Genomic DNA, 13,100 nt, shown 5'->3' with positions numbered 1-13,100 from the left:
TTATGATGGCTGAGGATAGCCCGCGCGCTCATCGAGATTTCCAGACCGAGGTCGCGCAGGAAATCGAGGAAATGGGACGCGACGTAGATGTCCAGTCTCTTTCCCGTCAGTGGATGGTCGAGACCCTCAAGCATAAGTACACCTACCATTTCTCGTGGATGGGACGACCCATTATTCAATTCCCGCAGGACATTCTCGCTGTTCAGGAAATCATCTGGTCGGTCAAACCCGACCTCATTATCGAAACCGGCATCGCGCACGGCGGATCGTTGATCTTCTCCTCCTCCATGCTGGAGCTGAACGCGATGTCGGGAGGCCCGCAGGATGCGCAGGTAGTGGGTATCGACATCGACATTCGCGCCCATAACCGAGCGGCCATCGAGGCGCATCCCATGGCGCGCCGCATCGTGATGATTGAGGGATCGAGCGTCGCAGCGGAGGTCATTTCCGAAGTAAAGCTGAAGGCCGCCGGCAAGCGCAGCGTGTTGGTCTTGCTCGACAGCAATCACACGCACGATCATGTTCTCGCGGAGCTGGACGCCTATGCGCCGCTTACAACCGTCGACAGCTACTGCATCGTATTTGACACCGCGATCGAGGACATGCCGGCCGACGCGTTCCGAGATCGCCCCTGGGGAAAGGGAAACAACGCAAAGACCGCAACTTGGGAATTCCTCAGGCGCCATCCGGAATTCGAAGTCGACAAGAGCATTCAACACAGGCTCCTGATTACCGTCGGTCCCGACGGCTATCTGAAGCGAATGTACTAGTGGCGGCACAGCGAGCGATGAGCAATTCTCTCGTCACCGTCGGGATTCCTACCTACAACCGACCGGAGAAGCTGGCTCGCGCGTTGGACCTCATTTGCTGTCAGTCCCACGGAAATTTGCAAATCCTCGTCTCCGACAACGCATCGGAGGATCCGAGGGTTGCCGAGGTCGTTCAGGATCGCATGCGCTCTGATCCACGCGTAAGCTATCACCGCCACGAGACAAACCTGGGCCCGCTAGCAAATTTTCGTTCACTGATAGACGAAGTAGCAGGGGAATTCTTTCTTTGGGCCGCGGACGACGACCGCTGGGAGCCGTTCTTCATAGCGAGGTGTGTGAACGAGTTGGAGCGCGATCCGTCGCTGGCGCTGTGTCAGATGGAAGGTCAGTACGAGGTTACGGACGGTCTTTTTGAGTTCTTCGCGGAAGGGGAGGCATTCTACGACTTCTCCTCGGCTTCCGCGTACGAACGCGTCCAACACCTCATCAGGAATAATTTCGACAAGCTCTTCTATGGCGTCTATCGGGCGAAATTTCTAAAATATGGTGGGCGGTCGGTGCTTGATTGGATTGGGCCCACATTTAACGAGATTCCACTTCTTATATTGCTTGCTGCGCAGGGTAATATAAGGGTTTTGCCGACGGTCGGCATGTACAAGATCGCGGCGAAGTCGGTGTGTGAGCAGGCGAGGTGGGAGCAGATCGGCGGCCGATATCCGGTCCCTGCGAAATGGGGAGACTACTTTCGTTCGTTTCGGCCGCTTCACAAATACCATTCGGGGGTCATCAGCGAGGTGTCGGCCACCATTGACGATGTGATTCCTGACAGAATACAGGCGCAAGCCTTGCGCCGGCTGGTCGCATTTCGCATAAGATGCCACGAACTGTATTTCGTACTGCGTTGGAAGCCACGGCGAAGGGGCGCTCCATGAACGCGGTCTTGCCGCAGATTTCGATAGGTCTTCCGACTTACAATCGTCCCGAGTTGCTCCAGCGTGTACTTGACGGTTTCCGGCATCAAACGTTTGGAGATTTTGAGTTGATCATCTCGGACAACGCCTCGCCAAATCCCGAGGTCAGGCGGTTGTGCGAGCTTTATGCTAGTGAAGACGCTCGACTTCGATACGTGCGGCAGCCTCTTAACCAAGGGGCAGAAGGAAATTTCTGGTTCGTCTACGACCAGGCGCGGGCGCCGCTCTTCTTGTGGGCGTCCGACGACGACTTATGGCCGGCCGACTTCCTCGAAAGAGGCGTTGCGGCGTTGCAGGCCAATCCACGTGCATCCGCATGGTTCTGTCAGGTCGTCAATATAGACGAGCGCGATGAAATCGTGCGGACTTATCCAAGCTTCAAGCGTTTCGAATCGACTTGGCTGAAATCCGGAGACTTGGCTCGCTTCCTTTGGGAGCCGGAAATCATGGGCAAGGCCAATCTGATCTACTCCATTTTTCGTCGCCAGTCTCTCTCGAAGACACTCGATAAATTTCGCGGGCGTCCATCCACGTGGGGCAGCGATATGAATTTGGTCTATGGCCATTTGTGTCGCTTCAATCTGGTCATCGACGATCGAGTGGTCCTTCGAAAGCGCGTCGTAGGCGAAACCGTGGGATCGATAACGAATCCGCGTTCGCAAATCTATCCGCGACAGGAGCGCGAAACTTATTTCGAGGGCTATCGCTTGGCTGCAGCGGGCAGTGGCTATCGGCTGTTCACGGCGGGCGTGCTGGCACTGAGGTCGGCATATGACTATTGGAAGTCGGGCAGGGCGGCGTTTGATTATGAGCATTGGGCCTTTCGCCGCCGCGTCATCCGGGTACTTGCGCGAATTCGGGCTTATGTCCTGGGATCACGGGCCATCGGGTAAGGAGTCATTTAGATGAAAGCAGTCATTCTCGCAGGCGGCATGGGCACCCGAATTTCGGAAGAGACATTGGTGCGGCCGAAGCCCATGATCGAAATTGGCGGAAGGCCGATCCTCTGGCACATCATGAAGCTCTACGCGCATCACGGGATCACGGATTTCGTGATCTGCCTCGGTTACAAAGGGTACATGATCAAAGAATACTTCATGAACTTCGTGCTGCATCATTCCGATGTCACCATCGATGCCACGAAGAACAGCGTCAGCTATCATCAGAGCAGCGTCGAGCCCTGGCGGATTACGCTTGTGGACACCGGAGAGACGACGCTCACCGGCGGCCGCCTCAAGCGCGTGCGCGACTATCTCGATCCGCGGGAACCGTTCTGCTTCACCTATGGTGATGGACTGTCGGACCTCGATATCGCTGCAACTATCGAGTTTCACCACAGCCATGGCCGGCAGGCGACAGTGACGGCGGTGCGGCCGCCGGGGCGCTACGGTGCCTTGGAGATCGACGGCTCGGCGGTGAAGTCGTTTGTCGAGAAGCCCCCGGGCGACAATGCCTACATCAACGGAGGTTTCTTTGTGCTCAACCCTGCAGTGATCGAAAGGATCGAGGGCGACAAGACGTCCTGGGAGTCGGCGCCCCTTGAGGCCTTGGCTCGCGATGAGCAGCTGTGTGCCTACCGGCACTACGGCTTCTGGCAGCCTATGGACACGTTGCGTGACAAAATGATGCTTGAGGAGCTCTGGCAAGCACGCCGCGCGCCCTGGCGGCAGTGGAGCTAGCCTCGATGGCCGCTCACTCTCCGATGTGCCGGTCCTGTGGTGCGCCACTAACCGCTGTGCTGGTGGATCTTGGCATGACGCCGATCTCGAACGCGTTTGTTCGTGCCGACCACGCCTCGTTCAGCGAGCGCTTCTATCCGCTCAAGAGCTTTGTCTGCAATTGCTGCTGGCTCGTGCAGCTTGAGGACTTCGAGACGCCAGAAACGCATTTCCACGCCGACTATGTCTATTTCTCGTCGTTCTCGGATAGCTGGCTTGCGCATGCGAGCAGCTTCGTCGAGAAAGCCGTCTCCCGCCTTGCTCTCGGCGGCGGCTCACGGGTCGTCGAGGTTGGCAGCAATGACGGCTATCTGCTGCAATATTTCGTCCAACGCGGCATTCCATGCCTCGGTGTCGATCCGGCCGCCAACTGTGCGAAAGCGGCGTGGGAGTTGCGGCGGGTTCCGACCGAGGTCGCGTTCTTCGGGTCAAAGGTGGCGACGCGGCTTCGCGAGCAGGGTGGCACCGCGGATTTGATCATTGCCAACAACGTGCTCGCTCATGTGCCCGACATCAACGACTTTGTCGCGGGCTTCAAGCTATTGCTCGCTGAGCAGGGCGTTGCGGTGTTCGAGTTTCCGCATGTCCTCGAAATGATCCGCAGTGTCGAGTTCGACACGATCTATCACGAGCACTACTCTTATTTGTCGCTGTTGGCGCTTGAACCGCTGTTTGCTCGCCACGGATTGGGGGTGATCGACCTCGAGCGCCTCTCGACCCATGGCGGGTCGCTCCGACTTTATGTCGCCCACGCAGACGGTACGCCGGTTGCGGGCGCAGTCAGGCAGCTCAGGCAAGAGGAGGTCGAGGCTGGCCTCGACCGGCTTGCAACCTATGAGGCCTTCGGGCATCGCGTTGGCCAACTGAAGCGGTCGTTGCTGCGCGTTCTGATCGGGCTGATCGAGGAGGGGAAATCGGTCGCCGCCTATGGCGCTCCTGCGAAGGGCAACACTCTGCTAAACTATTGCGGAATTGGTCGTGACTTTATTGCCTTCACTGTCGATCGCAACGTGCACAAGCAGGGCCTTCTGCTGCCGGGGACGCGAATACCGGTTCTTGCCCCCGAGGAGATCGAAAAACGGCGCCCCGACTATGTCCTCATCCTGCCCTGGAACCTGCGCGAGGAGATCGTGGCGCAGCTGAACCAACTTCCCCAATGGAAGGGGCAATTCATCATTCCCGTGCCCGAGCCCGTAATTCTGGACCATCATGGCAATGCAAAGCGTGACTAAGCAAGGTGGCTCGCCGACGGTTAGCGTCGTGCTGTCGGTGAAGAACGGCGGCCGCGACCTGCCGCTGGCGCTTGGGACGATCCTGAACCAGTCATTCACCAATTTCGAGCTGATCGCGATCAACAACGGCTCGACAGACCAGACGCGTGCGTACCTCGACAGCATCGCTGATCCACGAGTTCGTGTTTTCCACCAGGCGGATGCGGGGCTTGCGGGCGCGCTCAACCGCGGCATCTCGCTAGCGCGCGGGCGCTACATTGCGAGGCAGGATCATGACGATCTTGCCGATCCGAGCCGCATTGCCAAGCAGGTCCAGTTTCTCGATACGCACCCCGATCATGCCCTCGTCGGCACGCGCGCCGAGATCTGGGTTGGCGACACGCCGAGCGGACGCTTCCACGACCATCCGACCGACGATCGGCTCTTGCGCTTCGATCTGCTCTTCAACAATCCCTTCGTGCACTCCTCGGTCATGATACGGAAAGCGGCGCTCGACCGGGTCGGAGCCTATACGACCGATCCTGCCCGACAGCCGCCGGAAGACTATGAGCTTTGGTCGCGCATTTCGCGCCACTATCGGGTGACCAACCTCGCCGAACGATTGACCATCTACCGCGAAGTTCCGTCCAGCATGTCGCGTGTCAGCGCTCGGCCGTTTCTGGAGAAGCTCGTCACGATCTCCTCGGAGAATCTGGCCCACGCGACCGGCGCGACGGCGCCACAACAGGTCCATGTGGATATTGCCGCACTCTTCCACGGCGTAGAGGGGCGGGTTTCGGCGGAGCCTAACCTCGCGGACATGTGTGCCGTCCTCGCCGAAGCTGGTCGCAGGATCGGGGACGATCAAGCCGGACCCGAGCTTGCAAAACGCGTGGCCAATGCCCAGCTCCAAATCCGTCATCGCGTCATGCTTAAGCGCCAACCGGCTCTTGGGCTGGCATGGCGAGCCGCGCGAGCCGTCCGAGGAAAACTGCGTCGACTCATTCCAGCCGCACGCGAAGGGAGCTGACGATGAAGCTGCTCTTCTGCTGCGAAAGTTATTGGCCTCACCGCGGTGGCGTACAGGAGGTCATACGGCAGCTTGCCGAGCGGATGGTCGCGGCAGGCCATGATGTCACTGTCGCAGCACGGACCCATCCCGACCGGAAATCCGAACCTCACAACGGTGTCAAGATCGTCGGTTTCGACGTCAGCGGCAATCTCGTGACGGGCATCCGCGGAGAGGTCGAACGTTACCGAAAATTCCTCACCGATTTCGACGGCGACGCTATCCTGATCAAGGCGGCGCAACAATGGAGCTTCGATGCGCTTTGGGACGTGCTTGACCAGATCAAGGCGCGCAAGATTTTCGTTCCGTGCGGCTTTTCGAGCTTCTACGAGCCGTCCTACCAGGACTATTTTCAGCAGCTCCCGGACATACTAAAGCAGTTCGACCATCTCGTTTTCTATGCTGAGCGCTACCGCGACATAGATTTCGCCCGGGCCAACGGCATCACACATTTCTCGATTGTTCCCAACGGCGCGAGCGAAACCGAGTTCGGACGCGAGAGTAGAAAGGACGGGCAGCTTCGCAGGGAGCTCGGCATACCCGAGACCGATCTGGTCCTCCTGACGGTCGGCGCGCCAGTGGGCGCAAAGGGCCACGAGAGCGTTGCCGAGGCATTTGCAAAAGTCGACACCGGCGGTCAAGGTGCAACCTTGATCCTGAACGGAGACTGGCTGGCCACGCGATTTGGGGCCGATCGAATCCGTGCCTTGCTGCAGCGCTTTGGCAGCCTGAATTCGATGCAGAAGGGTATTCGTTTGTTTCGCGATGCAGGCGTGAACGGCGTAATCGAGCGCCTGTTCCCCAAGCCGCCGTCTCCGCGAAGCAAAGTCGCGGAGCTGCCTAGCGCCGCGACCATGCAGGTGGGCGCGGCAACGACCGCTTTGGCGCCGGCCCAGAAGACCGTGCTTCGGTTGGATCTGCCGCGTGAGAAAGTGGTCGATGCCTTCTTTGAAGCCGATCTATTCGTGTTTGCCTCCAAGGTAGAGTACTCGCCGCTGGTCCTGTTCGAATCCGCGGCGGCAGGGACGCCGTTCCTGACCGTACCCGCCGGCAATGCCGCGGAGATCGTGCGCTGGACCGGGGGCGGGTGGCTCTGCCCTGCGGAGGTCGATGATCGCGGCTATATCAAGGTCTCGCCCGACGTCTTGGCGCGCGAGATCGAGAGCGGCATCCGCTCTCCCGATCATCTGCGTAGGTTGGGTGAGGCCGGTCGCCGCGCCTGGCAGGAGCGCTTCACCTGGTTAAAGATAGCCCAATCCTATGAGCGCATCTTGCGTGGAGAGACAGTGATGTTGCCGATGCAGTCTGAACCGGCGCGAGGCGTGGGCGGCTGATGAAAAGTCTATCCGCTTCCGAAAGAATACGGCCGGCGCCCGGCCTCATTTGTTGAGATGTTTCGGTCAATGACACCCGCCTCCGATTTGCTCGACTTCGAATTGCCCTTGAGGGGCGCGCGCGCCTTCGTGACTGGACACACCGGCTTCACGGGCGGTTGGCTGGTCAGCTGGCTCAAACGCATTGGCTCTGATGTCGCAGGCCTTGCGCTTGCACCTGCAACCCACCCAAGCCTGTTTGTTGCCGGCCATGTCGCAAATGATATCGCCTCTACCATCGGCGACATCCGCGATTTCGCCACCGTCCGGGACGCGATGGCGCGCCATCGGCCACAGGTGATTATCCACCTCGCCGCGCAGCCGTTGGTTTCGAAGTCCTTTGCCAATCCCATCGAAACCTTTGCGACCAACGCGCTCGGCACCGCACATGTGCTCGAGGCGGCGCGGCTGACGCCCGATGTGAAGGCCGTGGTCTGCATCACCACGGACAAGGTCTATCGCGACCAGGACTGGGTCTGGGGCTATCGCGAACAGGATCCGCTCGGCGGCAAGGATCCTTACAGCGCATCCAAGGCGTGCGCCGAACTGATTGCCGCCTCCTACCGCGCAACGCTCGCGGAGCGGGGCAATAGCGTACTGATCGCGAACGCCCGCGGCGGCAATATCATAGGCGGTGGTGACTGGTCCGCCGACCGCATCGTGCCAGACTTCGTCCGCGCCGTGACAGCGGGCCAGCCGATCTCTCTGCGCAACCCGAGCGCGGTGCGACCGTGGCAGCATGTGATGGCGCTGGTTCATGGCTATCTGGTGCTGGCTGCCCGTCTGTTGAGTGGAGACAACTCGGTTGCGGACAATTGGAACTTCGGCCCCAGCGACGAGGCCGCTCGGACTGTCGGAAATCTGGTCGAACAGCTCAGCACTGTCTGGGCAAGGCCAGAGATCATTTACGCGCCTGGCAGTTTTCCTGAGACACGCTTCCTGCATCTCGACAGTACCAAGGCGCGAAGCCGTTTAGGTTGGGCGCCCCCCTTATCTTTCGAGGATACCATCGACCTGACCGCAAGCTGGTATCGCGATTTCACGGCCAACCCCTCGGACGGAATGCAAATCACGGTTCGCCAGATTGAGCACTATCGCAACGCATTGAGGAGCCATGCCGGGCGCTAACGTTCTCGTCACGGGAGCTTCGGGCTTCATTGGCGTTCATCTCGTCACCCGTCTGTTGTCGGAAGGGCGCCGCGTCACGGCTCTGGCGAGGTCGTCGAGCTCACTTCCGCCGGAGTGGAGCAATCGTCTGAGTGTCGTTGCGTGTGACGATTTCAGTGACCCTGGTTTGCGGCGGCTGCTTCAGGCGCCCTTCGATACGGTCTTTCATTTGGCGGCTTATGGTGTCCGGCCGAACCACCGCAACATCGATGAGATGATTGCAATAAATGTGGAGTTCCCGGCCGCTCTGGCGCGGCTGTGCGCCGAATGGGGCGCGCGGATGATAATGGCCGGGACTTTCTCGGAGTACCGAAGCCCGTCTGGCCGGGACCTGCTTACCGAGGCGTCGCCGCTCGAGCAGGGCAAGCTCTACGGCTCCTCAAAAGCTGCAGGGGGTCTAATGGCGAGTGCAGTTGCCCATAGCATCGGCACCCGCTTTCGCCTGTTGCGTCTTTTCAAGGTCTATGGTGCGGGCGAGGCGTCCCATCGGCTTCTGCCAGCACTCGTCAACGGCCTGACCAAGCGTGAACGCGTGGCCATCTCGGCCGGGACGCAGGTCCTCGATTTCGTCTACATTGACGACGTCATTGAGGCGATGTTGCGTGCCGATACGCATTGCGACGAGAGGGGTGGTATCGCCACTTGGAACGTCGCTACGGGGCGCGCCCATTCGGTACGGGAGTTCGCCGAACGTGTCGCAACGGCGATGCACGCTGATCCGTCGCTGCTCGGCTTTGGAGCCATTGACATGCGTAAGGACGACGAGCCTTGGCTGGTTGGCTCGCCCAGCCTGCTCCGTTCGGAACTTGGCTGGCAACCTTCCATAGGTCTCGATAAAGGCGTCGATGCTGCTGTCGCCGCGCTTTGTCGCTCTCAGTGAAAGGATTGAACGACACGTGATTACGGTGTCTCTGATCGGCGGGCTCGGCAATCAGATGTTCCAATACGCAGCCGGCAAGGCGCTCGCGGAACGCCACAGTGTAGGACTTGTGCTCGATCTGAATGGATTCAAGAATGACGCGCTGCGTTCTTTCCTATTGGATCGCCTGTGTGTGCCGGAGGCAGCTAACCAAGGTGGCTCGGCCGGAAGCGCCGAGAAGCCGCCCAATCATTTCGTACGCTCGTTGTGGAGGCAGCGGATCGATCGAGTGCTCGGGCTGGCCGGGCTGCCGAAACTTGCGGCTCCGGCCGATAGCTATCGCGAACCACATTTCCACTTTGATTCCGCGTTCGATTCGCTCGGCCCGCACACTTCGCTGTTCGGCTATTTTCAGAGCGAGCGTTACTTCAGTTCGATCGCCGAAAGCTTGCGCGAATGGTTTTCGCCGCGCGAGCCGTTCGGCGAGGCAGCTGCCGGCATGCTCGCGCTCATTGAGCGTAGTCCGCTGCCTGTCTCAGTTCACGTTCGCCGCGGCGACTACCTCAACCCCGGCACGGCTGAATTCCACGGCATTCTCGGCGTGCCCTATTACCGCGACGCACTTGCCCGCCTAGAGTGCACAATCGGTCGGGAGGCGGAATTGTTCATCTTCTCCGACGATCCCATGGCGGCAGAGCGAGTGCTGGCTTTTGTGCCGCGATCCCGGCTCGTTCATGTTTGTGGCGATCCCGACCGTCCCTGGGAAGATATGGCATTGATGGCTCGATGCCGGCACCACGTGATTGCCAACAGCTCGTTCAGCTGGTGGGGGGCCTGGCTTAACCGCGCGCCTGACAAGGTGGTCCTTGCACCCCGGGCATGGTTTGCCCCGAATGAGCTGAACAAGCGAGATACTCGCGATCTTTACCCTGCGGGATGGCGATTGGTCTGACGGGAGGCAGCTGGTCATGCGATCAGCAAGGGAAGAAATTTAGATGCCGCTTTCTGCTTCTCCATATAGATCAAGCGAATCGATCTTCTCGACGAGCACTGGCATCTTATGGGACTGAACCGTGACTATTCTCCCGCTCGTTTCGATCGTCATGTCGATGCGCAATAGCGCATTGACGGTGGCGGAGGCTGTACAATCAGTTCAACTCCAAGTGCTTCAGGATTGGGAGTTGATCCTCATTGATGACGGCTCAACGGACGGGAGTAGCGCGATTGTCGAACAGTTCAATGATAAGCGAATTCGGCTTGTTCGGGAGCCGTCTTCTGCGGGATTGGCGACGCGTCTTAACCAGGCGATCACCTTCAGCAGAGGCGAGTTCATTGCCCGCATGGATGCAGACGATGTCTGCTTCCCGGAACGACTAGCACTGCAAATCGAGCGACTGCAGCTCGATCCAAGTCTTGACCTTGTAGGCTGCGGGGCGGTTGTGTTCTCGAGCGAAGGTGCGCTTATTGGAGAGATGCCGATTGGATTGACGCATCAGGATATCGTTGCGCGACGATTTTCCGGATTTCCTCTCCCTCATCCCACGTGGTGCGGGCGTGCGTCGTGGTTTCGTCGAAATCCGTACGATCCGAGACCTGCGTACGCCGAGGATCACGAGCTACTGCTGCGAACGTTGCATACGAGCAAGTTCGCCGGATTAGATAGAGTACTTTTGGGGTACCGCCAGGACAGACTAGATCTGCGTAAAATCTTGCCCGGTCGGGCTTCTCTCGCTAGGAGCTTCTGGCGCTACGGACTTGAAGGTGGCGAAATTTGGCCTGCATTACAGGGAGTGGCCGGGCAAGTCGTTAAAGGAGTGATCGACATCGCTACTGTCGGAGTCGGAATTAATGCGCCGATGCAGAAGAGCCGATTAAAGCCTGTTTGTGATTTGACCTCGGTGCGGTGGAGGAGCCTACAGGAGAAGCTGCCTCAGGCGCGAGCTCCGCAATGCTCGGAATGAGTAAGCAATTTGCTGATAACCAAGCCCAGGCGGACGCTGCTTGGTCATTTGGAGCTCGGGCGAGGATCTTATAGAAGCGGACCTGGATTCGCTAAAACGTTTGCTTTGGTCTGCGCTCTTCTATCTGGATTGAGATACGAATAACGGAAAGCGATTTTGAGCAGCCGTTTTTAAGAATTGAAGGTGCGAAATTATCCCATTCAGCTCAAAGAGGCGCCGCTCGCCATTCGATATCTGGGACGAAAAAAGACTTTGATGACGATCATCGAGAGGCTCGCGTTCGATGTACTCGTCGCTACCGTTTCCCAAAGTGACAGCTGCACGTGCTAACGCATCATCGACGCGGTGCTTGAGGCCTGACTGTTCGTCCTCTGCTTCCCTGATCGCTACTTCTAGTACCCTCATCACCGATGCAACACGTCGGTGGTCTGTTTCGGCATCTCGATCAATCGAGCGGGCCCTAAAACTATGATTGTTCGCTGGCATCTCGTGAGCCAGACTCCGAAAAAACACTCGGAACATATCGCATGTCCTCGTCAAGTCGGACGTTTTGCCACTGCATTGTCGGTGGAGCCTTCCAATAAATCCAGATGGATCTAGCCAGAAATACGCCGCTCATCGATATAAGAGCCTCGAATTAGAAAAAGCAAAGCTCCAGCACTTACAAGGTTAACGTGTTAAGGTTTGGCTCGGAAAGACGCGAAGCCCGGCCTGAGCGAAGATACGATCATGTCTCAGGCAGCGATCCGCGATCCTAGCACGGCTAAATTAGGATCGGCTCGTTTTGACTATAGCCATGTAGAGCCGGCTCCTCATTGAGCATCTGCTGATGGAGACGGCTTGGGTCGCGGCAGGCGAAAGTCACCGTGGCGTTCTTGCGACAGCACAGTATGGCACAGCGGCGAACCTGTAGAGCTTTTCCACCAGCATCAATGCTTCGGCCAGCGCTCGGCCGCCCGCCATAGCACGCTATCTAATCTCAAGTTTCCTTCGATCTCGGGGTTGACCTGCCCCCGAGTCTGTGCCCAAGAAGGACTGTGAGAACAGGTTCTATCTTCGTCACGTGTGGGCATTGCGCCTGCGCCGCGGGTTCTAGAGACAGAAAGCGATGACCAAGCAGGTCGCTCTGATTACGGGCGTGACTGGCCAGGACGGTGCCTATCTTGCCGAACATCTGTTATCGCTCGGCTACATCGTGCACGGCATCAAGCGACGCTCGTCCTCATTCAACACCGGGCGCGTAGACCACCTCTATCAGGACCCGCATGTCGGCAACGTGCCGTTCCTGATGCACTATGGCGACATGACGGATTCGACCAATCTGATCCGCCTGGTGCAGCAGATCCGCCCCACCGAGATCTACAATCTCGCGGCCCAGAGCCACGTCGCGGTCAGCTTCGAGAGCCCGGAATACACCGCCAATGCCGACGCGGTCGGCGTGCTGCGCCTGCTGGAGGCGATCCGCATCCTCGGCATGGAGAAGGAGACGCGGTTCTACCAGGCCTCGACCTCCGAGCTCTACGGTCTCGTGCAGGAGATCCCGCAGAAGGAAACGACGCCGTTCTATCCGCGCTCGCCCTATGGCGTCGCAAAACTCTACGGCTACTGGATCACGGTGAACTACCGCGAAGCCTATGGCATGTTCGCCAGCAACGGCATCCTGTTCAACCACGAGAGCCCGATCCGCGGCGAGACCTTCGTCACCCGCAAGATCACCCGTGGCGTCGCCCGCATCGAGGTCGGGCTCGAGGATACGCTCTATCTCGGCAATCTCGAGGCCAAGCGCGACTGGGGCCATGCCCGGGATTACGTCGAGGGCATGCACAAGATCCTGCAGGCCGACAAGCCGGACGACTTCGTGCTCGCCACCGGCGAGATGCACTCGGTGCGCGAGATGGTCGAGCTCTCGTTCGCGCAAGTCGGCCGCCGCGTCGAATGGCGCGGCAAGGGCGTCGAGGAGACCGGCGTCGATGCCGCAAGCGGCAAGACGGTGGTGAAGAT

12 protein-coding genes are annotated in these 13,100 nt (G+C 59.0%); all 12 read left to right on the top strand.

Annotated elements, in window-relative coordinates; all coding sequences use genetic code 11:
* Positions 1–5: 5 nt before the first annotated feature.
* Entirely contained in the window at positions 6–770 is a 765-nt protein-coding gene (locus A5906_RS15230; RefSeq protein ID WP_080136540.1) for a cephalosporin hydroxylase family protein, read from the top strand.
* Between the two features lie 17 nt (positions 771–787).
* A complete protein-coding gene (locus A5906_RS15225; RefSeq protein ID WP_080136175.1) occupies positions 788–1,702 on the top strand; it encodes a glycosyltransferase family 2 protein in 915 nt (304 codons plus the stop codon).
* The gene (locus A5906_RS15220) at positions 1,699–2,634 is read left to right on the top strand and encodes a glycosyltransferase family 2 protein (RefSeq protein ID WP_161495393.1); all 936 of its coding nucleotides are present in this window, start codon (positions 1,699–1,701) and stop codon (positions 2,632–2,634) included. The genes A5906_RS15225 and A5906_RS15220 overlap by 4 nt, the downstream gene beginning before the upstream one ends.
* A 12-nt stretch (positions 2,635–2,646) precedes the next feature.
* Positions 2,647–3,420 (top strand): glucose-1-phosphate cytidylyltransferase, encoded by a 774-nt coding sequence (gene rfbF, locus A5906_RS15215; RefSeq protein ID WP_080136171.1) that lies wholly within the window; start codon positions 2,647–2,649, stop codon positions 3,418–3,420.
* A 5-nt stretch (positions 3,421–3,425) separates the two neighbouring features.
* Positions 3,426–4,691, top strand: a complete 1,266-nt coding sequence (locus A5906_RS15210; RefSeq protein WP_080136169.1) for a class I SAM-dependent methyltransferase — start codon at positions 3,426–3,428, stop codon at positions 4,689–4,691.
* Between the two features lie 28 nt (positions 4,692–4,719).
* Positions 4,720–5,700, top strand: a complete 981-nt coding sequence (locus A5906_RS15205) for a glycosyltransferase family 2 protein (RefSeq protein ID WP_208759671.1) — start codon at positions 4,720–4,722, stop codon at positions 5,698–5,700.
* Positions 5,701–5,702: 2 nt separating this feature from the next.
* Complete coding sequence (locus A5906_RS15200; protein ID WP_080136167.1) at positions 5,703–7,073, top strand: glycosyltransferase family 4 protein; 1,371 nt, start codon at positions 5,703–5,705, stop codon at positions 7,071–7,073.
* 69 nt (positions 7,074–7,142) lie between these two features.
* Entirely contained in the window at positions 7,143–8,240 is a 1,098-nt protein-coding gene (gene rfbG / locus A5906_RS15195; protein WP_080136165.1) for a CDP-glucose 4,6-dehydratase, read from the top strand.
* Positions 8,227–9,159, top strand: a complete 933-nt coding sequence (locus tag A5906_RS15190; RefSeq protein ID WP_080136163.1) for an NAD-dependent epimerase/dehydratase family protein — start codon at positions 8,227–8,229, stop codon at positions 9,157–9,159. Before rfbG ends, A5906_RS15190 begins: the two co-directional genes overlap by 14 nt.
* Positions 9,125–10,090, top strand: coding sequence for an alpha-1,2-fucosyltransferase (locus A5906_RS15185; protein ID WP_080136162.1), 966 nt, complete (start codon positions 9,125–9,127; stop codon positions 10,088–10,090). The genes A5906_RS15190 and A5906_RS15185 overlap by 35 nt, the downstream gene beginning before the upstream one ends.
* Positions 10,091–10,211: 121 nt before the next feature.
* A complete protein-coding gene (locus A5906_RS15180) occupies positions 10,212–11,099 on the top strand; it encodes a glycosyltransferase family 2 protein (RefSeq protein WP_136615250.1) in 888 nt (295 codons plus the stop codon).
* Between the two features lie 1,108 nt (positions 11,100–12,207).
* Positions 12,208–13,100 (top strand): GDP-mannose 4,6-dehydratase (gene gmd / locus A5906_RS15170; protein WP_080136159.1); only part of this gene is annotated, 893 nt, incomplete at its 3' end.

Source organism: Bradyrhizobium sacchari (assembly GCF_002068095.1).
GTDB classification, from domain to species: Bacteria; Pseudomonadota; Alphaproteobacteria; order Rhizobiales; family Xanthobacteraceae; genus Bradyrhizobium; species Bradyrhizobium sacchari.
This window is presented reverse-complemented; position numbering and strand designations above follow the sequence as displayed.

Coding starts and splice junctions, on each gene's coding strand:
- A5906_RS15230 (WP_080136540.1), top strand. CDS start 6: ATGGCTGAGGATAGCCCGCGCGCTCATCGAGATTTCCAGACCGAGGTC.
- A5906_RS15225 (WP_080136175.1), top strand. CDS start 788: ATGAGCAATTCTCTCGTCACCGTCGGGATTCCTACCTACAACCGACCG.
- A5906_RS15220 (WP_161495393.1), top strand. CDS start 1,699: ATGAACGCGGTCTTGCCGCAGATTTCGATAGGTCTTCCGACTTACAAT.
- rfbF (WP_080136171.1), top strand. CDS start 2,647: ATGAAAGCAGTCATTCTCGCAGGCGGCATGGGCACCCGAATTTCGGAA.
- A5906_RS15210 (WP_080136169.1), top strand. CDS start 3,426: ATGGCCGCTCACTCTCCGATGTGCCGGTCCTGTGGTGCGCCACTAACC.
- A5906_RS15200 (WP_080136167.1), top strand. CDS start 5,703: ATGAAGCTGCTCTTCTGCTGCGAAAGTTATTGGCCTCACCGCGGTGGC.
- rfbG (WP_080136165.1), top strand. CDS start 7,143: ATGACACCCGCCTCCGATTTGCTCGACTTCGAATTGCCCTTGAGGGGC.
- A5906_RS15190 (WP_080136163.1), top strand. CDS start 8,227: ATGCCGGGCGCTAACGTTCTCGTCACGGGAGCTTCGGGCTTCATTGGC.
- A5906_RS15185 (WP_080136162.1), top strand. CDS start 9,125: ATGCTGCTGTCGCCGCGCTTTGTCGCTCTCAGTGAAAGGATTGAACGA.